The sequence below is a fragment of the Streptomyces sp. NPDC085481 genome (assembly GCF_044541845.1).
Taxonomy (GTDB): Bacteria; Actinomycetota; Actinomycetes; order Streptomycetales; family Streptomycetaceae; genus Streptomyces.
The window spans coordinates 167,082-185,935 of the sequence record NZ_JBITTJ010000008.1; the positions used below are offsets into that span (position 1 = coordinate 167,082).

The following is an 18,854-nucleotide window of genomic DNA, read 5'->3' on the forward strand; positions in this document are numbered from 1 at the left end:
CGGCCCCCGTGACTCGAGGTTCTCGGTCCATACAGAGGCAGACACGTTTCTCCACATCCGCCATCACCCGAAGAGGTGAAAACGACGCATTTCCGTCCGCTCGGGCTCCATCGGCGCCCTTGGTGGCGCGGGGGCGCGTTCAGGGCGTGCGTACGGGTGGCACGACGGCGACCGGGCAGTGCGCGTGGTGCAGGACGGCATGCGCGACCGAGCCGACGAGGAGCGTCTCCACCCGGTGCCTGCGGTGCCTGCCCACGACCACGAGGCCCGCCTCCTGGGAGTCCTCGACCAGCCGGCCCGCCGCGTCGGTGGGGGTGACGGCGGTGCTGACCTCGACGTCCGGATAGCGCTCGGCGAAGGTGCGCAGGCGCTCGTCCTGGTGGCGGGTGGTGGTCTCGACGAGTTCCGGGGTCTCGTCGGGCATCGGCGGCGGCACCTGGAGCGCGGGTGCGGGCGCGCCGATGAGCAGGGCGGGGGAAGGCGGCACCGGGTACGCCGTCACGACCTCGAGGGCCACCCCGCGCTGCTTCGCCGTCTGGAAGGCGAAGTCGACGACCTCGTCGGGGGTCTCGTCGGTCTGCAGCCCGAGCAGGACCCGGCCCGCTTCCGCCCCGAGCTCAAGCGAGGCGGCCCGTGCCTCGTGCGGCACGACGACCAGGGTGCAGGGCGCCGCCGCGGCCAGGGCCCGGCTGGTCGAGCCGAGCAGCAGGCTCGCGAAGCCGCCCCGCCCGCGCGAGCCGACCACGAGGAGCCGGGCGTCCCGGGCCGCCCCGGTGAGCGCGTCGACGACGGAGCCGTCGAGAGACTCGTACCGTACGTCCATCCCCTCGGCCTGCGTCCCGAGCTCCTTGGCGAGGGCGTCGAGCAGGGTGTCGGGGATGTCGGGTGACGGGCCGAGCGAGGCGATCCGGGCGCTGCCGAGCTGCAGCGCGTCCGGGAGGACATGGGCGACGGTGAGCGGGGCCTTCAGGCTTCGCGCGGCGTGCAGGGCCCACTCCAGGGCCCGCCGGCTGTGCTCGGAACCGTCCACGCCCACCACGACAGCTGACTTTTCACTCATACTCCGCACTCATATCGGGATCATTCACCCCGCCCCCGACGCCACGCCGGGGCGGGGGCGAGGACGAACCTCGCCCCCGCGCCCTCAGCGCGGCAACCCCCGCCGTCCCTTCGCCGCGGCGACCAGCTCGGGCACCGTCCCAGCTTGACCCGCGGCCGGCCGGCCGGCCGCGCCGCCCCGGGCCCGTTCCGCCCGTTCGATCGCGGCGAGTCCCCGGGCGTCGACCAAGCAAGTGCGCCCGTCCGCCTGCCCGTCGGTACGAAATTCCTGGCCGCCGGGCCGCCGCCAGGCGAGGATGTCCCCCGTGAACACGTCGCACCACGACCCCGAGCAGGACGCGATCGCCGCCGCCGTGGCCGGTGAACTGCGCCTGATGGACCCCTCCGCCCGCGTCTCCGCCGCCGAGGCCCGACGCCTCCTCGACCCCGAGTTCGTCGAGGTCGGCGCCTCCGGGCGGCGCTGGACGTACGAGGAGATGCTCGCCGCGCTTCCCGGGCTCGACGGCGGCACGCAGGAGGGGCCGCGTTACGAGCCCTCCGGCCTGCGCGGGGTGCTCCTCGCGCCCGGCCTCGTCCACGTCACGTACGAGACGGCCATCGACGGCCGTCGGGCCCGCCGCAGCTCGCTGTGGCGCAAGGGGGACGGCGACGCGGGCTGGCGCATGTACTACCACCAGGGCACACCCGTCGCCGAGGCGTGAACGCCGGTGCTGCCATGATGCGTTGTGCCGGCCCAGGGTGTCGATCAGGGGGTCGGCCAGGCAAGATCATGAACGGGGATGCGGGACATGGACGAGCGCACGCTGCTGACCGAGCGGTTCGAGCGGGACCGGGCCCATCTACGGGCGGTGGCCTACCGCATGCTCGGCTCGCTCGCCGAGGCCGACGACGCCCTGCAGGAGGCGTGGCTGCGCGCGAACGCCGCCGGCATCACGGGCGTGGAGAACCTCGGCGGCTGGCTGACCACCATCGTCTCCCGGGTCTGCCTCAACATGCTCAGGTCCCGGGACCGTCGGCGCGAGGACTCCCTCGACGACCGGCTGCGCGAATCGGACGTCGACCAGCCGGGTCCCGACCCCGAGGAGGAGGCGCTGATGGCCGACTCCGTCGGCGTGGCCCTGCTCGTCGTCCTCGACACCCTCGCCCCCGCCGAGCGTCTCGCCTTCGTCCTCCACGACATGTTCGCCGTCCCGTTCGACGACATCGCCCCCATGCTGGAGCGCACCCCGGCCGCCGTACGGCAGCTCGCGAGCCGCGCTCGCCGCAGGGTGCGGGGCGGCACCGTCTCCGGCGCGGCGGACCTGTCCCTGCAGCGGCGCGTGGTGGAGGCGTTCCTGGCCGCGACCAGGGGCGGCGACTTCGAGGCGCTGGTCGCGCTGCTGCACCCGGACGCCGTCCTGCACGCCGACCGGCTGGTCGTACCGACGCCCGAGCCGATCGTCGTGGCCGGCGGCCGCACCGTGGCGGAGGGCGCCATGGCGGCGATGGCCCGCGCGGCCTTCACCGGCCTGGCGCTCATCGACGGCACGGTCGGCCTCGCGATGGCACCGCTGGGGCGCCTGCGCCTCGTGCTGACCTTCACGGTGACGGACGGTCTGATCAGCGGGATCGAGGTCGTCGCGGAGCCGGAGCGGCTGAAGGCGATGGAGCTGGACGTGCTGTGGCCCGACGCACCGTAGCTCGGCCTGGACCTGTCGGCGCGAGCCGGTACCGCTTCCCCATCCGGGTCGCCCACGGCCGCCCGTCGCGCACGTACGCCGGACGGTCCTGACGGGCGGGTCGAGCAGGTCGGCGACCTGCTCGACCGAGAACGGTGAGGGTGCGGGTCAGGCCGCGCTCGTGCGGTAGGCGCCGAGGTGAGTCTGGGTGAGGGTGTTGCCGTCGGTGTCGGTGAGTTCGGCGCGCAGGGAGACGGTCCCGCCCGCCGCGGGGGTCGGGACGGCGGCCCGGCCGCCGGTGACCGGGACCCGGGTCCAGGTGGCGCCCTGGTCGGTCGACACCGACACGGTCAGGGACCGGACGCCCGTCCTCGCCGCCGCGCCGTGGACGGTCACCGGTACCCGGGTCACGGTGCGCGCCGGGGCGGTGCCGTCCGTACGGAGGACGGGGGCGAACCGGATGACGCTCAGGGGCAGTTCCGTGGGCCGGGGAGTCGCGGCCGAGACGAAGGTCCACGACGCCGTGACACGGCCGCCGGGGCGGGCCGCGGTGGTGGTCAGCCGGTACGCGGCCCGCGCGGGAGGCACGGTGAACTCGGCGTGGCCCGGCGTGCCCTGGCGGGTGCCCACGAGTGCGCCGTTGCGGTGCAGCGTGGTCGAGGCGCTCTCGTACGGCGGCAGTGCCGGCACGTTGCCGTCTCCGTCCGCGAGCAGGGCGAGCGCGAGGGTGAGCGAGTCGCCGCTGCGCAGGCCCGGGGGCCGGGCGCCGGGGGCGGGGTCGAGGGCGGGACCGAAGACCGGCGCGTCGAACGTGTGGGTGACGGTCGCCCCGGCCGTGAACCCGATGCCGAGCACCTCGTAGCGGTTGGCCGCGACCTCTTCGGGGGCGGGGGCGCTGTAGAGGACGTCGTAGCCGCCGCGCTCGGGCGTCACCTTCAACGTCACCTCGCCCGGTACGCGGAACGCCAGGGGCAGGGCGTCGGCAGGCCCGGCCGACGGCTGGAAGGCCACGATGCCGTACCCGCCGTCGGGCCCCGGGGCGGCGGCGCGGACGACGAGCGTCGCGAGCTCGCGGGCCGCGGGCCGCCGGACCAGACCGGTCAGCGCCCGGTCGGAGGTGAAGGTCCAGCCGAGGGCGTAACGGTCGGTGGCCCCCTGCCAGTACGTATCGACCCACTGCCGGACCGAACCGGGTTCCGCCGCCGGGCCGATGTGCGCCACGCGCAGGGTCGCGGTCAGGTTCAGCACGTTGACAAGGGCGGTGCGCCCGCCGTGGGTGACCTCGACGAACGCCCCGCCGTGCACGAACTCGGCGCCGGCCTCCGGCGGGCGGACGTCCACCGGCGCCGCGGTGCGGGCATCGAGGACGACGGTCGTGTCGCGGTCGATCTCCAGGCGCGGCTGGACGATCCAGTCCGTCCCGAGGTACGTCTCGCCGTCCGTGCCGTAGGCGGGGAGGGTGCTGTCGAGCAGGTAACGGCCCCTGGGCACACGGACGGTGACGCTGCCGGACCCGTCCTCCGGTTCCGGCTGCAAGGTGGTCGTCGTCCCGGCGGCCGCACCGGACAGGCCGATGACGTGGCTGAGGTAGTCGCGGCAGGCGGAGCCGGACCGGCCGAGGTGAGTGAGCGTCAGCGCGTACGTCTCCGTCGTGGCCGGGACGGCGGAAGCGGAAGCGGCATTGGCAGTGGCGGCGGCGGGCAGGCAGGTGCCGGCCGCGGCGAGGGCGAGCCCGCGCAGCACGGTCCGCCGGGTCTTCGAGAAGTCGTTCATGACCAGCACTGGGCCCACGACCTGCGGCGTTCCCGTGACATAGGTCACGGGAACCCTGGCGAACCAGTGCCCAGTACCTCATGTGGAATCACCTATGAGGAATCGTTTCCGTACCGGGGATCCGGCAGCGCTCGGCGAGGCGTACGACGAGCACGCGCAGGTTCTCTACCGGTACGCGCTCCGCGTGTGCGGCGACCCGGCCGCCGCCGAGGACGTGGTCTCGGCCACGTTCCTGGAGGCCTGGCGCTGCCGCGAGCGTCTGCACCCGGACGGGGACGGGCTCAGACCCTGGCTCCTCGGCATCGCCACCAACATCCTGCGCAGCACCGCCCGCGAGGCGCGCCGCCGTGACGTGGCACTGGCCCGGCTGGCCGACCGCGGGGTGCTCCCGGACTTCGCCGAGGACGTCGTGGCCCGGCTGTCCGACACGGAGCGACTGCGGGCCGCCCGCGCCGCGCTGAAACAGCTGCGCCGGCGCGACCGCGAGGTCTTCGCCCTGGTGGTGTGGGCCGGCCTCGACTACGCGGCGGCCGGGCAGGCCCTGGGCATCCCGGTCGGCACGGTCCGCTCCCGGCTGTCCCGCGCCCGCGACCGCCTCCGCACCCTCGCCGACGCCGAACTCCGCACGACCCGCCACGACCGCCGACGACCAGGGCCCGACTCCGCGCCGCCCCCGGCGACGCCTGCCGTACGGCTCCCCGCCACCTCGGCCGCCGGCGTGTCCGCACGCCGCGTGGACCCCGCAGCACCCACCCCCCTCCCGCCCGCACGCCCCACCCCCGTGCGCCGACCCGCCCCGGAGAACTCGCTGTGAAGACTCCCGCCGACGACGCCCTGCGCGCCGAACTCGCCCGTCTGCTGCCCGCCCCGGACGTCCCGGACCTGCCGCCGCTGCGGCACCAGGCCCTGAAGCACCGGATCCTGAATGCCGCTCAGGACCGCACCCGCCGCCGTATCCCGCGCTTCGCCGTGTCCGCCGTGGCCTGCGGCGCGGTCGCGAGTGCCGTGGTGCTCGCCCTCGTCGCAGGCGAGCAGCCGACGCCCCGCGCCCCGGGCACCGCGGTGGCCGCGCCCGCGGCCGCGCGGGTCCTCTCGCGCGCGGCGCTCGCGGCGGCGGCGACCCCTCACGCCGAGGCGCGACCCGAGCAGTTCGTCTACATCGAGAGCCTGGTCGCCCATGCGGCCCGCAGCGCCGACGGCGGGCCCGCCGCCCTGCCGGCGGCCCATCGCCGCCAGGTCTGGCTCTCCGCCGACGGGACCCGCCCCGGCCTGCTGCGCGAGCAGGGGAGCCCCGATACGCCGCTCGGCGGGAGCACCGCCCCCGTCTACCTCCTCGACCACCGCGGCGCCGCGCCCCGCAAGGCGCCCGCCGAGACCCCGCCCGCGTCGGTCACGCACCCGACCCACAGCTATGTCGCCTCCCTGCCCACCGACCCGGACGCCCTCCTGCGCCTCGTCTACGCCCAGACCCGCACCACCTCCGGCGCCGACCGCCACCAGCGGGCCTTCACCGCCATCGGCACCCTCCTCGCGGAGACCTGGGCGCCCCCAAGCGTGACCGCCGCGCTCTACGAGGCCGCCGCGAGGATCCCCGGCACCACCGTCCTGCCCTCCGCCACCGACGCGGCCGGCCGCGAGGGCGTCGCCGTGGCCCGTACCGCCCCGTACGGAGAGCAGACCCAGTGGATCTTCGACCGCGCCACCTCGGCCTTCCTCGGCGAACGCACCGTCCTCACCCGCGCCACGCCCGCGGGCCCCGCAGGCGCGGTCCTCGGCAGCTCCGCCGTACTGGCGAAGGAGGTCACGAACCGCCCCGGCGAACGGCCGTGAGGGGCTTCGCCGGCGCGGGGGGCGCAGGCGTCGCCGAGGGCGTGAGCGCCCCGCCCGTCGCCACCTCGCCGGTGAGCCGCGTCCGCTGTGCCCAGCGGACGGCGAACGGCGCGGCCAGCCCGGTGAGGGCGAACAGCGCCCCGGTCACGTACCACCCGGGGCGGCCCCACCCGATGCAGAGCCCGATCAGGAGCGCCGGACCGAAGCCCTCGGCGAGTCCGGCGCCCAGCCCGAAGACGCCCAGGTACTGGCCGGTGGCGTGCTCGGGCGCGAGGGCGAAGGAGATCTCGAAGCCCGCGCCGGAGTGCCACAGTTCACCGACCGTGTGGACCACCACGGCGGTCAGCAGGAGCGTCGCCGCCGCCCACTCCGGTGTCCCCGCGGCCAGCGATACGAGCGCGCAGGAGACCAGGAAGGCGACCCCGGCCCGCCGGTAGGCCCGCCCGCCGGCGGCGGGGGAGTCGATTCCGCGGCTGGCGCGCACCTGGAGACCGATGACGATGACCGTGTTCACCAGCATGGTGCCCGCGATCAGCCAGTGCGGGGCCCTCGTCGCCCCCACCAGCCACAGCGGGACCGCCACCGTGAGCACCTTGAACTGGATGGCCATGACACCGTCGATCGCGGTGATCAGCAGATACGGCCGGTCCCGGAGCGCGATCCAGCGGGGCCCGCCCGCCGCGGGCACCGGCGGGACCGGCGGCAGGAGGACGAGGACGGCCGCGGAGGCGGCGAAGGCGACGGTGTTGCCGATGACGAGGAGCTGGTACGCCGTCAGGGTGCCGACCTGGACCGCCCATCCCGCGAGCAGCGCCCCGAGCGAGATGCCGACGTTCGTGACCGCCCGCAGATAGGCGCGGAACTCCTGCGGCCGGTCCCCGCCGTGCCGCCGGATGATCGGGCTGCGCGCGGCGAGACCGGCCGCCTGCGCCGCGGTCGCCGCGCAGACCGCCACGACGAACAGCCAGAGCCGGTCCGCGAACAGGAACCCGCCCGTCGCCGCCGCCCGCACCACGAGCGTGACCGCGTACACGCCGCGCGCCTCCCGGCGGTCCGCGAGGTGCCCGGCGCCGATCCCGACGACCAGTGACACGAGCCCCGCGGCGCCGAGTCCGAGCCCCACCTGGCCGGCCGGGAGGTGCACCGCCTGGGTGAAGTACAGGACGCCCGCGGTCAGGTAGAGCCCGCTGCCCATCGTGTTGACGAGGTTCGACGCGGCGATGACGCGCTGCGGTCCCGTGTCGGGCACGAGCTTGGGCATGGCGGGGCTCCGAGTCCTGGCTGGGGTAAGGACTCGCCTAGCTTGTTGCTTATTACTCGCAAGAGCAAGAGAGTTGTCGGAAGAGCCTGTGCGGAGCCCCGTTGGGCCCCCGCGCTGTCACGTGGTGTCACGTGGTCTCGCGCGGGGGCCCGTTCGGGGTTCGCGATCAGCTGCCGGCGGCGGGAGCCCCGTTGCGCCACACCGTCAGGTCCAGCGTCATGTACGTGCTGGGGGAGCCCTCCGGGGAGAAGCCCTTCACCGTGACCAGGCCCAAGTGGCCCGTGCCCGTGGTGACACAGACCTGCCGGCCCGGGGACAGCTTGTTCACGTACACGTCCTGGGTGAACCGGGTGTCGGCGCGGCAGACCTCGAGCGAGCCCTCCTGTCCCGGGTCGAGCAGCACCATGGTGCCGCCGGTGCTCTCGGCGTCGAGGTATCCGCCGGTGTCGTAGGAGAGGTCGTACCCGCCGTCCTCGCCGTCCTGGGGGCGCAGGACGGCGTCGCCGAAGGTCAGGTGGTAGCCGGCGGTGAGGTTGATGTTCTTGAAGTCCGCCGGTTGCGGGTCGGGCTTGGTGGACGGCTTCGACGCGGGCGTCTCGCTGCCGTCACTCGTCCCGCCGGTCTGTCCGTTCGTCTGTCCGGCGGTCTGACCGGTCTGCCCGGTCTGTCCGGCGGTCTTTCCGTCCGGCTTGTCGTTGGAGTCGGTCGCGTTGGTGTCCCGCCCCTTGTCCTTCAGCATGACGTACGCGGTGCCCGCGCCGCCCACGCCGAAGACCAGGGCGGCCGCGAGCACGATGAGCAGGGTCCGCTTCGTCGAACTCTTCGGCTTCGCCGGGGGCCGGCCCTGTGCGGGGAACGGCGGCTGGGGGTGGAACGTGGGTGCCTGGGTGTGGAACGGCGTCTGCGTGGGGTAGGAGCCCGGCGCCGTGGCCGGGCCCTGCGTCGGCGCGTACGCGTGCGCGGGGGAGTGCGCCGGGCCGGGCGCCTGATACGGCGGAGTCGGCGCGCCGGGCGGGGCGACCGGGCCGGCCGGGGAGGACGCGCCGGACGGGCCGGACGGGTTGGCCGGCATCGTCGGCGAATAGGCCACCGGAGGCGCCGTAGCGGAAGGCGCGGTGGGCGGCGGGGTCGCGTGGGAGGGCGCCATGGGGGAGGGCGCCATGGGGGACGGTGCCGTGACCGAAGGCGCCGTGGCCGGCGGCGGCGGGGTCTGGACCGGGGCCGGAGCCGCCGTACGGGCCGTGATGTCGGCGGAGACGGCGCCCGGCAGCCAGTCCTCGGGCCGGCGCAGCACCGTCGCCGCGTTCGCCGCCTGGCAGAGCCGGATGACCTCGGCGACGGACGGCCTGGCCTCGGGGTCCTTGGCGAGACAGCGCGTGACCAGCTCGGTCAGCCGCTCGGGAACGCGGCTGAGGTCCGGCTCCTCGTGCACGATCCGGTACAGCACCCCGTGCGAGGTCCCCTCGCCGAACGCGGGCGCACCCGTCGACGCGTACGCAGCGACCTGACCGAGCGCGAACACGTCGGTGGCCGCCGTCACCCGGCGGCCCGCGGCCTGCTCGGGTGCCATGAACGACGGCGTGCCGATGGTGACCCCGCTGCCCGTGAGCGAGGTCGCGTCGGCGGCGTGGGCGATGCCGAAGTCGATGACGCGGGGCCCGTCCGCGGCGAGCAGCACGTTGGACGGCTTGAGGTCACGGTGCACGATACCGGCCCCGTGGATGACCTGGAGCGCCTCGGCCATGCCCGCGACCAGCAGCAGCACGGTCTCGACCGGCAGTGCCCCGTGCGCCACGACCGCGTCGGCGAGCGAGGGCCCCGGCACGTAGGCGGTGGCCAGCCACGGCTGCGCGCCCTCGGCGTCGGCGTCGATCACCGGCGCGGTGAACAGCCCCTGCACGCGCTGCGCGGACCGCACCTCCTGCGCGAACCGGCGCCGGAATTCGGCGTCCTCGCCGAACTCGGGACGGATCAACTTGATGGCCACGGGCCGGCCGCCGGGCGTGTACGACAGGTACACCTTGCCCATGCCACCGGCACCGAGCCGGGCGGCAAGCCGGTAACCGGCCACAGTGGTGGGATCGTCCGCCGCGAGCGGCTGGAACACCGCGGATGCGCCGCCCAGGTCCGGCTGCTGACCACTCATGAAACTCAAGTCTCCCCACGTAGCTGACCGATATCGAACGGCACCTTATCGGCTGCCGGGGACGCCATCCGACCGGAACGCATGACGGCCGCGGTCAAGGGGAAGGGGCGGCCGGGAACTTGAGGGAGCGTACGGCGAGTTCCAGCGTCACCTTGACGTCGCTGTCCAGGGCGGTCAGGTCGCACACTTCGAGCCAGGAGAGGTAGCCGTCCTGTGCGAACAGGACCAGCTCGCCCAGCAGGCTGCCGTCCTCGGCCTCGAACAGCCTTCCGGCCACCGTCCGGACGCCGTCCTCGGCCGGAGCCGGCGGTACGGCGGAGGTGTCGAGTGCGAAGTCGGTGGTCCCGCATCCGCAGGAGCAGCACCCGGCCGTCCGCAGGTGCGGAAGCTGCCGCCGCAGGGCCTCGTGCACGGGGTCGTCGTCGTCCAGCAGGGCGTCGAGGGCGAAGGCCAGGTCAGGGGGCAGGGCGTCGGTCATGCCGTCACCGTATTGCCGATGCTCGCGACGGCTCGTCCGCCGTAGGGTGCCAGGGTGAGCAATCGACGCGCCGTCCGGCGCCTGGTCGTCCCCGACGCGACATGGCTGTGGTCGGTACGGCACGCCTGCCGCCCGTGCAGCGAGACCGTGTCCCTCCACCGGGACGGAGCCGAGACCCTGCGGATCGTGTTCAGCGAGGGCCCCGGGCGCTTCGTCCCCGAGTACATGGGCCACACCGGCTCCGTCGGCGACGGCGAGTCGACCCTCAATCTCAACGAGCCGGGTGTCGTCCGCCGCCTTCTTGACGAGGCCACGGCCCGAGGGGCACGCGAGACCGGGCGCCGGGAGACCGTGCTGGACGGTTGGCTGCTCTTCGACGCGGTCGTCCGGGCGGATCCCCGGGTGGGGGACCGGCGGGAATGAGCCAGGGGGTGCTGCTGTTGCACGGGGTGAGGCTGACATGCCCGAGTCAAACGATCTCGGCGCCTGCCGGCCGGAAGGAGCACTCCATGCCACGCAGCACCCAGCGCCCGGTGGTCACTCTCCGTTCCACCGCAGGAACCGGCGCTACCTATGTGACCCGCAAGAACCGCCAGAACGATCCCGACCGTCTGGTCCTGCGCAAGTACGACCCGGTCGCAGGGGAGCACGTCGAGTTCCGAGAGGTGCGCTGACGATGAAGGTACGCAACTCCGTACGCTCCCTGAAGACCAGGCCCGGAGCCCAGGTGGTCCGCCGGCGCGGCCGGACGTACGTGATCAACAAGAAGGACCCCCGCTTCAAGGCCCGCCAGGGCTGACGGTCGCGGACGCGGCCCCGTCCCTTCCGCACCGGACGGGGCCGCCGCGCCGGCGGACATGCCCAGGCAGCCCTGAGGCAAGGTGACCGCGTCCCGGACCGTCGCCGTCGTCCACCTCGTCCTGACTTTGCTCGGCGGGAGCGTGCTCGGGGAGTGCCTGTACGGCTCCGCGGTGCTCGCGGTGCTCGCGGTGCTCGCGGTGCTCGCGGTGCTCGCGGTGCTCGCGGTGCTCGCGGTGCTCGCGGTGCTCGGGCGGCCGCACGCCGCGTATCCACTGGAGCGGATCCGGCTCGCCGCTCCGGCGCGTCATGCTTCCTTGAAGGCGGCGACCACCAGGTCCGTCAGCAGCGCCCCCGCGGCCCGCCCCGTCACGCCGACGCCCTGTCAGTTCCCGTCGTCTCCCCGCCGTCGATTCCTGACCGCCCGCCAGGCGAGGCCGGTCCCGAGCGCGGCAGCGGCCAGCTGCAAGGCCGAAGACCCCAGCTCCACGAGCGCCTTGACGATGTCCATGTGCTTCTCCGTTCCGGTGCGCGCCCGGATCTGCGGGCGCACCGCGAACGTCGCAGGTGGCCGGATCTTGCACGAGAGGCGACAGGTTTGTTGCCCGGGTGCGCCAAAATGACGGGGCGGAGAAAGCGACTCGGGCCGCGGGCAGGGGGTTGTTGCGGGGGATGCACGAATCACGGCGGGGGCGCTCACTGGGGCCGCTGGACCCCAAGCTGGGGCCGGAGATGACCGTCTGGGCCGAGCGGTTACGCGAGTTCTACGCAAGCCTGGGCCTGACGCTCCTCAGGCTGGAGGGCCTGCTGGGCGTCGACGCCTCCACGCTCTCCCGCTACCTCAAAGGGCAGCGGCTGCCCGAGATCGGCTTCCTGGACAAGCTCGACGAGGCGGTGCACAGCCGGACCGGCTCGCGGCTCCGAGCCGAGGTGAAGGCCGCGGTACGCGCGGAGTGCCTGGCCGCGTGCCTGGTCCACGAACCCCAGCGGCACGAGGTGTACGTACTGAGGGACGAGCTGGAGGAGGCGCGGGTCCGGCTGACCGCGGCGGAGCAGACCGTCGCGGAGCTGCGCGACCAGATCGCCGAGGAGCAGCGGCGCCGGGAGGAACTCCTCGCCGGGCTGCTCGGACTGGAAGGCGCGGTGGCCGGCGCGCTCCGCGACGCACAGGAGGTGCGGCGCGAGCGGGACATGGCGCTGGCCGAACGCGACCGGCTCGGGGAGCTCGTACGGGAACACCTCGCGGAACTGGAGCTGGCCCGGCGCGACCACGCCATCAGCAGCCGGATCCACCGCGAGGTCGACCGCTCCCTCACGGCCGCCGAGCAAGCCCTGGACGACGAGCTCGCCCTCCACGAGGACGCCGCCGACTGGACCGGGGCCGCGGTCACCGAGGCAGCGCAGGACCCCTCGACGCAGCCCGCATCCCCCCACGACCACCCCCTGGCGCGCTGGTGGAGGCGGGCATCGTCCGGCGACCTCGCCAAGCTGCGCGAGGCCACCGCACAGGCAGCCCACGTCTACCTGCCCGAACTGGTCGAGCGGCTGGCCGTCTCGGGACCGCACGACGTCGACCCGCCGGTGCGGTCGGTCGGCAGCTACGCCAACCCGGAGGTCGGTCAGCTGGCCTCCGCCATCGACTCGCTGATCCGCGAGGCGGTCCGCCTGGCCGCCGAACAGGCGCTCCTGCGGGGCAACGTGAACCTGATGTTCACCAGCCTCTCGCGCCGCTCCCAGGGCCTCGTCCACCGGCAGCTGGCGCTGCTCTCCGAGCTGGAGTCCCGCGAGGACGACCCGGGCCGGCTGTCGGCGATCTCCAAGGTCGACCACTACGCGACCCGCATGCGCCGCAACGCCAGCAGTCTCCTCGTCATCGCGGGCGACCGCCCGGACCGCCGCAGGTCCGCCCATCCGGTCGCCCTCGTCGACGTACTACGCGCCGCCGCCTCCGAGGTGGAGTGGTACGAACGCATCGAACTGGAGGCCGTGTCCACGATCGACATCTCCGGCCGCGCCGTCAACGACCTCGTCCACCTGCTGGCCGAGCTGCTCGAGAACGCCACCGCGTTCTCCTCCCCGCAGACCAGGGTCCGTGTCCTCGGCACCGTGCTGCCCGACGGCCGCGTCCTGGTCGAGATCCACGACTCGGGCATCGGCCTGCCGCCCGATCAACTCGGTGAGATCAACGAACGCCTCGCCACCCCACCCGTCGTGAGCGTCCACGTCTCCCGCCGCATGGGTCTCTTCGTGGCCGCACGACTCTCCCAGCGGCACGGCATCCGCATCACGCTCCGTCCGTCCGACACCGGGGGCACGACGGCGCTGGTGATGATTCCGGAGGACGTACCCGCCCGCGCGTGACGGTCGGCGATCGGCCTGAAGCGGGCGAAGGGCGTCGGCCGCCGACGGTGCCGCTTCGTGCCGGAGCCAGACGTGGTCGACCGGCTGGACGGCGTTCCACTCGGCGGTGAGGCCGGAGCCGACTCGCGCGAATCCGGGGCCCTCGTAGCACCGCAGCGCCCTGGCGTTGTCCGGATGGACCCGCATGAAGTATGCGGCCGGCGGAGGCAGTCGGCGGAGTCAGCAGCCGTCGCCGCCTGTCGATGCCCTCAACTCCCTTTCTCTCCCTACCCCTTGCGCCCCGCAAACCCGCCCCCTAATCTCACCCTCACCAAAAGATAGGAAGCTTTCCTATCAGTGTCACGCTCCGCCGTCCCAGAGATCCTCAGAGACTTCCAGAGTTGGAGTGACATGCCCCCCACGATCAACGCGCTCCGCGGCCGCCGCCTCGCCGCACTCGTCGTCGCCGCGGCGACCGGCGTCCTTCTCCCCACCCTGTCCGGCCTCTCGTCCGCCTCCGCCGCGGCCCCCAACCTCGCCGCCAACCGCCCCGTCACCACCTCCTCCACCGAGACCAGCTCGCTCGGCGGTGCCAAGGCCGTCGACGGCTCCACCTCCACCCGCTGGGCCAGCGCCGAGGGCGTCGACAACCAGTGGATCCGCATAGACCTCGGTTCGGCGACGGCCGTCAACCGGGTCGTCCTCAAGTGGGAGGCGGCGTACGCCAAGGCCTACCGCGTCGAGCTCTCCGACGACGGCTCGACCTGGCGCCAGGTCTACGCCACCACCTCCGGAGACGGCGGTACCGACGACCTCACCGTCAGCGGCTCCGGCCTCTACCTCCGCGTCTTCGGTACGCAGCGTGGCACGTCGTACGGCTACTCGCTCTGGGAGGTCGAGGCGTACGGCTCCGGCTCGACCACCCCGCCGCCGTCCACCGGCACCGACCTGAACGACCCCCGCAAGAAGGAGGTCGCCATGAAGCTGGTGTCGAGCTTCGAGAACTCCTCCCTCGACTGGCGCGCCCAGTTCGCGTACATCGAGGACATCGGCGACGGCCGCGGCTACACCGCGGGCATCATCGGCTTCTGCTCCGGTACGGGCGACATGTTGGACCTGGTCGAGCGCTACACCCAGAAGAAGCCGGGCAATCCGCTCGCCCGCTACCTGGGCGCCCTGCGGGCTGTCGACGGAACCGACTCGCACGAGGGACTGGACCCGGGCTTCACGAGCGCCTGGCGTCAGGCCGCACAGGACTCGGTGTTCCAGCAGACGCAGGAGGAGGAGCGCGACCGCGTCTACTTCAACCCCGCTGTCTCCCAGGCCAAGCAGGACGGACTGCGGGCACTGGGCCAGTTCGCCTACTACGACGCCGCCGTCATGCACGGCGAGTCCGGCTTCCGCAGCATCCGCTCGGTCGCCCTCTCCCGCGCCACGCCGCCGTCCAGGGGCGGCGACGAGAAGGCGTACCTGAAGGCCTTCCTCGACGCCCGCGAGGAGGAGATGCGCAAGGAGGAGGCGCACAGCGACACCACCCGCGTCAGCACGGCCCAGCGCCGCTTCCTGAACGAGGGCAACCTCGACCTGAACATCCCGCTCTACTGGAGCGTCTACGGCGAGGCGTTCTCCCTCACCAGCTGACCCGGCGCCGGTACGGGGCCGCACGCCGGCCCCGTACCGCACGGGAGGTCACCGGCGGGCCCGCCACTCGGGAGCGAGGACGGCCCAGATCTGCTTGTCGTGGCGCGTGCCGCCGAAGGACCAGGCTTCGCGGCGGGTCCCTTCGAGCGTCATGCCGAGGCGTTCGGCGACGGCGGAGCTGCGCGCGTTGTCGGCGCGGCAGTGCCACTCGGCGCGGTGGGCCCCGCGCTCGACCAGGGCCCAGTCGAGGAGCGCCTCGCACGCCGGCGTCACCAGGCCGCGGCCTTCGGCGGCGGGCTCCAGCCAGCAGCCGACCTCGCAGGACTCCGCGGCGGCGCTGAAGTCCGTGAACATCACGCCGCCGACCAGGGCGCCCTCCAGCCAGATGCCGTAGAGCCCGCCGGCGTCAGCGGCGCGGCGCTCGGCGTACCGCCGCAGGGTGCCCCGGGCTCCCTCCACGTCCGTCGTGACGAAGGCGGGTCCGACCCATGGCCGGATGTGCTCACGGGCCCGGTCCAGATGGGCGGCGAACTCCTCGGCGTGCCAGACCTCGAGCGGGCGCAGGACGGCGTCGTCCCGCAGGGCGAGGGAGAACATGGTGACCCCATTCACACAACAAGCGTTATGGTTATGTACGGTAGCAGCATGCCACGTACGAAGGGTGACCACGAAGCCCGCCGCCGCGACGTCTCCGAAGCGGTCTGGCGGGTGCTCGCCGCGCAGGGCTTCAACGGCCTGACCATGCGCGCCGTCGCCGCCGAACTCGGCGCGACCACCGGCCTGCTCACCCACTACTTCCCGGCCAAGCGCGACCTGGTGGCCCACGCCCTCGACCTCCTCGAGGAACGCACCGCCTCCCGCCCCCGCCGCGCCCCCGGGCGGGGCCTCGACGCCCTCAGGACCGTCCTGCTCGACATCCTGCCGCTGACCCCCGAGGCCACCGCGAGCAACCGCATCTGGGTCTCCTCCTGGGACACCGCCCTGGCCGACCCCGTCCTGACCGGCGACTACGCCCGCAAATACGGCCGGAGCCGGGCCCGGATGACCGATCTGGTCGCCGCCGCGCAGGAGCTCGGCGAACTCCCGGAGGGAGACCCCGAGCGCATCGCCGCCGGCGCCCAGTCCTTCGTCCTCGGCCTGGTGGTCCAGGCCCTGTTCAACCCGGCGGCGTTCCCACCCGAGCGCCAGGCCGAACTCCTCGACGACTACCTGGCGACCTTGTCACCCCCGTCCGCGCCCTGACGGGCCGGAGCCGGCTGCGCCGAGGCGAACGCGGCGAACAGCACCTTCGCCGCGACGACCGGGTGGAACAGGACGGCGGGGGAGGCCGTCATGTTGACCACCTTCACGAACCGCGACCACACGGACGCGTCCTTCACCGCCACCCGGAACAGTCGCGTGTTGTACCAGTGGGCGAACCGGGCCCCGGCGGCCCGCTGTCGCGGGTTCCACATCAGGTCCGAGTTGGTCGACAGCGTCCAGGGCGCGAGGAGCAGGCGCCCGACGCGCCGCTGGAAGTCCCGCGCGACGCCCTCGAGCCCGCCGCCCGCGGCGCGGCGCCGTGCGAGCATCCCGTGCAGCAGCTCGGCCTCCATCGCGGCGACGGTGAGCCCCTGCCCGTACACGGGGTTGAACACGCACACCGCGTCCCCGACCGCGACCAGCCGGTCCGGCCAGTCCTTGACGGTGTGGTAGGGCCGCCACTGGTTGTCCACGTTGGTGTACCGGTACGTGGGCTCCTGTACGGTGCGCCGGGCGAGCTGCTCGGCCAGGTTCGGGTTGTCCAGGCCGTGCGCGAACTCCAGGTAGCCGGCGTCGTCGGTCGGCGGCTGCTGCTGGAACCCGAACAGCGAGCACGTCCACCGGCCCCCCTCGACAGCCAGCAGCACCCCGGCCTGGGCGACGCGCGGCGCGAACAGCATCTGGTAGGCGACGAAGAAGTCGGGATGCCCTTCCTCGGGCCGGTCGAAGTTCATCGACGTGTACGTGACCTTCGCCTTCACCGTGCGCTTCGCGGGCACCGTGACACCCAGCGCGCCCAGCCAGGTCTCCAGGGAGCTGGAGCGCCCCGAGGCGTCGACGACCAGATCGGCGGTCAGCTCGGTCGGCTCGGTCAGCTCGGTGGGCCGCTGCTCCTGTCCGCCGGCGTCGTCGCCGCAGCGGTACGTCACCCCGCCCACCCCCCCAGCCCGTCGTTCACGAGCCCCGTACACGAGGTCCCCGCCATCAGCCTGACCTGCGGCAGAGCGAGTACCCTGCCCCGCAACCGCCGCTCCAGCTCGTCCCGCGTGAACGTCTGGATCTCGACTCCCGTCCGCGTCCGCGGCGCCTTCCCGGACGGCAGCAGGAAGTCGATCCCCTCCCCGTAGTCGAACACCGGCGCCCCGGCCGCCCGCAACTCCTCGCGCAGTCCGGGGAAGAGCTTCTCGAGGACCTCGCCGCCCTTGGCCAGCATGGCGTGCGCGTGATAGCCCTGCGGTGCCCCCGGATGGCTGCCGGTCCGCTCGTCGACGGGGTCCCGCTCCAGCAGGACGACCTCGTCGAAGAAGTCGGCGAGGACCCGGGCGGTCACCAGGCCCGCGTAACTGCCGCCGATGACCACGGCCCTGCCCCAGGGAAGATGCTTCCTCAATGCGCTCTCGCTCACGTCTAGTGGCTGACGACTGATCCGTGCCGGGCGGCGGCCGGCCGCCGCCGAGTCTCAACGATGCGCAGGTGGAAGCCCCGGCCTCAATGGCCCGCGCCCCCGGCCGCCCCGCGCAAAGGATCACTACGGGCGCACGATCACCACCCCACGCCGCCACCGCGCCCGCCGTCTCCTACGCCAGACCGGGCATCCTTCGCGACGGCTTGACGCTACTTGTACTGTTCACGGCAAATGTCGGATACATTCCGCTGCGGGCGGCGGCACCGCCGTGCCCACCCCGGGCCGCGTGCGGTGAGCGGCGGCGTTCCGACGAGTGAGAGCAGGCATGGCGTGGACCTTCAGGAACATGTGACGTCGCCACTGCGCGGTGCCGCGGCGGCGCGCCGGATCCAGGCGCTCTTCAAGGCGATGGCGACGGACTTCCTCCTCCGGGAGCAGTTCGTCACCGACCCGGCCCAGATGCTCGCGGAGTACGTGCGCGGCGAGCGGCTGACGGACCGTCAGGCCGACGACACCAACCGGCTCATCTACGCCGTGATGTCCAACCCGGGCCTCGTACGCTGGCTGCGCGACTACGCCCGCCGGCCCCGGAACGACCGGGCCAGGACGGACCACGGCATGGCGGGCTTCGGCCGAGCGGTGATCGACAACCGCGCCGAGTCCGTCGTGACCGCTCTGACGGGCACGTCCGGCGAGCAGGCCGGCATCGTCGGATTCGACGCCTCACTCCCGCAGATCATCGCCGACAGCGGCATCTTCGGAGCGCCGACGGCCACGACGTTCGGCACGGAGGTGAGCGGTACGCACATGTCGACCGGCGGCAGCGGCACGGACCCGTTGACGGAGTCGAGTGGCACGCATGTGTCGGTGCCGGCGTCGGCTACGGAGGTGAGTGGTACGCACATGTCGACGGGGGGTAGTGGTACGGACCCGTTGACGGAGTCGAGTGGCACGCATGTGTCGGTGCCGGCGTCGGCTACGGAGGTGAGTGGTACGCACATGTCGACGGGGGGTAGTGGTACGGACCCGTTGACGGAGTCGAGTGGCACGCACGTGTCCTTGGCCGCGGACGCCGATCCCTCCTCCGTGACCGTCGGCGACGCGGGCCGGCTCTTCGGCTCCGCCCCCGGGGCCGTGGCACTGGAGGCGCTGATGCGGTACGCCGTCGATCTGCGCGACCGCGGGCTGCTGGACCGACCCGAAGGCGTGCGGTGAGGACCACG

General features: G+C 73.4%; 19 protein-coding genes and 2 pseudogenes. 13 read left to right on the plus strand and 8 right to left on the minus strand.

The features are described from left to right. Positions 1 to 139 precede the first annotated feature (139 nt). Positions 140 to 1,060, minus strand: coding sequence for a universal stress protein (locus tag ACIGEZ_RS19050; protein WP_399832460.1), 921 nt, complete (start codon positions 1,058 to 1,060; stop codon positions 140 to 142). 295 nt (positions 1,061 to 1,355) lie between these two features. Here ACIGEZ_RS19050 and ACIGEZ_RS19055 point away from each other — a divergent pair, with 295 nt between their 5' ends. Further along, positions 1,356 to 1,760: a DUF4440 domain-containing protein gene (locus ACIGEZ_RS19055; RefSeq protein ID WP_399832462.1), complete on the plus strand. Its 405-nt coding sequence runs from the start codon at positions 1,356 to 1,358 to the stop codon at positions 1,758 to 1,760. Positions 1,761 to 1,847: 87 nt separating this feature from the next. Next, positions 1,848 to 2,738, plus strand: coding sequence for a sigma-70 family RNA polymerase sigma factor (locus ACIGEZ_RS19060; protein ID WP_399832464.1), 891 nt, complete (start codon positions 1,848 to 1,850; stop codon positions 2,736 to 2,738). Positions 2,739 to 2,885: 147 nt separating this feature from the next. Here ACIGEZ_RS19060 and ACIGEZ_RS19065 read toward each other — a convergent pair whose 3' ends face one another. Next, positions 2,886 to 4,490, minus strand: a complete 1,605-nt coding sequence (locus ACIGEZ_RS19065) for a serine protease (protein ID WP_399832466.1) — start codon at positions 4,488 to 4,490, stop codon at positions 2,886 to 2,888. Positions 4,491 to 4,584: 94 nt separating this feature from the next. Here ACIGEZ_RS19065 and ACIGEZ_RS19070 point away from each other — a divergent pair, with 94 nt between their 5' ends. Continuing rightward, on the plus strand, positions 4,585 to 5,304 hold the full coding sequence (locus ACIGEZ_RS19070; protein ID WP_399832467.1) for an RNA polymerase sigma factor: 720 nt from the start codon (positions 4,585 to 4,587) through the stop codon (positions 5,302 to 5,304). Further along, positions 5,301 to 6,320: a CU044_5270 family protein gene (locus ACIGEZ_RS19075; RefSeq protein ID WP_399832469.1), complete on the plus strand. Its 1,020-nt coding sequence runs from the start codon at positions 5,301 to 5,303 to the stop codon at positions 6,318 to 6,320. Before ACIGEZ_RS19070 ends, ACIGEZ_RS19075 begins: the two co-directional genes overlap by 4 nt. Here the strand turns inward: ACIGEZ_RS19075 and ACIGEZ_RS19080 are convergent. From ACIGEZ_RS19080 to ACIGEZ_RS19090, 3 genes are all read right to left on the minus strand, one after another. After that, the gene (locus ACIGEZ_RS19080; protein WP_399832471.1) at positions 6,292 to 7,581 is read right to left on the minus strand and encodes an MFS transporter; all 1,290 of its coding nucleotides are present in this window, start codon (positions 7,579 to 7,581) and stop codon (positions 6,292 to 6,294) included. The two genes, ACIGEZ_RS19075 and ACIGEZ_RS19080, sit on opposite strands and share 29 nt — an antisense overlap. A 166-nt stretch (positions 7,582 to 7,747) precedes the next feature. Next, positions 7,748 to 9,727: a protein kinase gene (locus tag ACIGEZ_RS19085; protein ID WP_399832473.1), complete on the minus strand. Its 1,980-nt coding sequence runs from the start codon at positions 9,725 to 9,727 to the stop codon at positions 7,748 to 7,750. A 94-nt stretch (positions 9,728 to 9,821) separates the two neighbouring features. Further along, the gene (locus ACIGEZ_RS19090) at positions 9,822 to 10,205 is read right to left on the minus strand and encodes a hypothetical protein (protein ID WP_399832475.1); all 384 of its coding nucleotides are present in this window, start codon (positions 10,203 to 10,205) and stop codon (positions 9,822 to 9,824) included. Positions 10,206 to 10,259: 54 nt separating this feature from the next. On the opposite strand from ACIGEZ_RS19090, the gene ACIGEZ_RS19095 reads away from it, so the two are divergent. From ACIGEZ_RS19095 to ACIGEZ_RS19125, 7 genes and pseudogenes are all read left to right on the plus strand, one after another. Next, on the plus strand, positions 10,260 to 10,628 hold the full coding sequence (locus ACIGEZ_RS19095) for a hypothetical protein (RefSeq protein ID WP_399832477.1): 369 nt from the start codon (positions 10,260 to 10,262) through the stop codon (positions 10,626 to 10,628). 86 nt (positions 10,629 to 10,714) lie between these two features. After that, positions 10,715 to 10,879: a 50S ribosomal protein L33 gene (gene rpmG / locus ACIGEZ_RS19100; protein ID WP_399832479.1), complete on the plus strand. Its 165-nt coding sequence runs from the start codon at positions 10,715 to 10,717 to the stop codon at positions 10,877 to 10,879. 2 nt (positions 10,880 to 10,881) lie between these two features. Continuing rightward, on the plus strand, positions 10,882 to 11,004 hold the full coding sequence (gene ykgO, locus ACIGEZ_RS19105) for a type B 50S ribosomal protein L36 (RefSeq protein ID WP_399832481.1): 123 nt from the start codon (positions 10,882 to 10,884) through the stop codon (positions 11,002 to 11,004). Positions 11,005 to 11,086: 82 nt separating this feature from the next. Beyond that, positions 11,087 to 11,626 carry a hypothetical protein gene (locus ACIGEZ_RS19110; protein WP_399832483.1) on the plus strand — a complete coding sequence of 180 codons (540 nt, stop codon included), beginning with the start codon at positions 11,087 to 11,089 and terminating at the stop codon, positions 11,624 to 11,626. 49 nt (positions 11,627 to 11,675) lie between these two features. After that, positions 11,676 to 13,364, plus strand: a complete 1,689-nt coding sequence (locus ACIGEZ_RS19115; protein WP_399832485.1) for an ATP-binding protein — start codon at positions 11,676 to 11,678, stop codon at positions 13,362 to 13,364. Between the two features lie 390 nt (positions 13,365 to 13,754). Next, positions 13,755 to 14,177: pseudogene (locus tag ACIGEZ_RS19120) on the plus strand (discoidin domain-containing protein); the annotation flags it as partial. Positions 14,178 to 14,291: 114 nt separating this feature from the next. Beyond that, a pseudogene (locus ACIGEZ_RS19125) lies at positions 14,292 to 14,984 on the plus strand (chitosanase); the annotation flags it as partial. Between the two features lie 48 nt (positions 14,985 to 15,032). Here the strand turns inward: ACIGEZ_RS19125 and ACIGEZ_RS19130 are convergent. Beyond that, positions 15,033 to 15,581, minus strand: a complete 549-nt coding sequence (locus ACIGEZ_RS19130; RefSeq protein WP_399832735.1) for a GNAT family N-acetyltransferase — start codon at positions 15,579 to 15,581, stop codon at positions 15,033 to 15,035. 48 nt (positions 15,582 to 15,629) lie between these two features. Between ACIGEZ_RS19130 and ACIGEZ_RS19135 the strand changes: the two genes are divergently transcribed. Beyond that, a complete protein-coding gene (locus ACIGEZ_RS19135) occupies positions 15,630 to 16,226 on the plus strand; it encodes a TetR/AcrR family transcriptional regulator (protein WP_399832487.1) in 597 nt (198 codons plus the stop codon). Here ACIGEZ_RS19135 and ACIGEZ_RS19140 read toward each other — a convergent pair. Both ACIGEZ_RS19140 and ACIGEZ_RS19145 read right to left on the minus strand, forming a co-directional pair. Next, positions 16,190 to 17,155, minus strand: a complete 966-nt coding sequence (locus tag ACIGEZ_RS19140; protein ID WP_399832489.1) for an NAD(P)/FAD-dependent oxidoreductase — start codon at positions 17,153 to 17,155, stop codon at positions 16,190 to 16,192. The two genes, ACIGEZ_RS19135 and ACIGEZ_RS19140, sit on opposite strands and share 37 nt — an antisense overlap. Beyond that, on the minus strand, positions 17,152 to 17,631 hold the full coding sequence (locus ACIGEZ_RS19145) for an FAD-dependent oxidoreductase (RefSeq protein ID WP_399832491.1): 480 nt from the start codon (positions 17,629 to 17,631) through the stop codon (positions 17,152 to 17,154). Before ACIGEZ_RS19145 ends, ACIGEZ_RS19140 begins: the two co-directional genes overlap by 4 nt. 330 nt (positions 17,632 to 17,961) lie before the next feature. Here ACIGEZ_RS19145 and ACIGEZ_RS19150 point away from each other — a divergent pair, with 330 nt between their 5' ends. Further along, positions 17,962 to 18,846, plus strand: coding sequence for a hypothetical protein (locus tag ACIGEZ_RS19150; protein ID WP_399832493.1), 885 nt, complete (start codon positions 17,962 to 17,964; stop codon positions 18,844 to 18,846). Positions 18,847 to 18,854: the final 8 nt, after the last annotated feature.

Excerpts from the sequence above, each read along its gene's own strand:
- ACIGEZ_RS19130 (WP_399832735.1), bottom strand. The coding sequence starts at position 15,581 with ATGTTCTCCCTCGCCCTGCGGGACGACGCCGTCCTGCGCCCGCTCGAG.
- ACIGEZ_RS19135 (WP_399832487.1), top strand. The coding sequence starts at position 15,630 with ATGCCACGTACGAAGGGTGACCACGAAGCCCGCCGCCGCGACGTCTCC.
- ACIGEZ_RS19070 (WP_399832467.1), top strand. The coding sequence starts at position 4,585 with ATGAGGAATCGTTTCCGTACCGGGGATCCGGCAGCGCTCGGCGAGGCG.
- rpmG (WP_399832479.1), top strand. The coding sequence starts at position 10,715 with ATGCCACGCAGCACCCAGCGCCCGGTGGTCACTCTCCGTTCCACCGCA.
- ACIGEZ_RS19065 (WP_399832466.1), bottom strand. The coding sequence starts at position 4,490 with ATGAACGACTTCTCGAAGACCCGGCGGACCGTGCTGCGCGGGCTCGCC.
- ACIGEZ_RS19115 (WP_399832485.1), top strand. The coding sequence starts at position 11,676 with ATGCACGAATCACGGCGGGGGCGCTCACTGGGGCCGCTGGACCCCAAG.
- ACIGEZ_RS19050 (WP_399832460.1), bottom strand. The coding sequence starts at position 1,060 with ATGAGTGAAAAGTCAGCTGTCGTGGTGGGCGTGGACGGTTCCGAGCAC.
- ACIGEZ_RS19080 (WP_399832471.1), bottom strand. The coding sequence starts at position 7,581 with ATGCCCAAGCTCGTGCCCGACACGGGACCGCAGCGCGTCATCGCCGCG.
- ACIGEZ_RS19055 (WP_399832462.1), top strand. The coding sequence starts at position 1,356 with ATGTCCCCCGTGAACACGTCGCACCACGACCCCGAGCAGGACGCGATC.
- ykgO (WP_399832481.1), top strand. The coding sequence starts at position 10,882 with ATGAAGGTACGCAACTCCGTACGCTCCCTGAAGACCAGGCCCGGAGCC.
- ACIGEZ_RS19090 (WP_399832475.1), bottom strand. The coding sequence starts at position 10,205 with ATGACCGACGCCCTGCCCCCTGACCTGGCCTTCGCCCTCGACGCCCTG.
- ACIGEZ_RS19085 (WP_399832473.1), bottom strand. The coding sequence starts at position 9,727 with ATGAGTGGTCAGCAGCCGGACCTGGGCGGCGCATCCGCGGTGTTCCAG.
- ACIGEZ_RS19060 (WP_399832464.1), top strand. The coding sequence starts at position 1,848 with ATGGACGAGCGCACGCTGCTGACCGAGCGGTTCGAGCGGGACCGGGCC.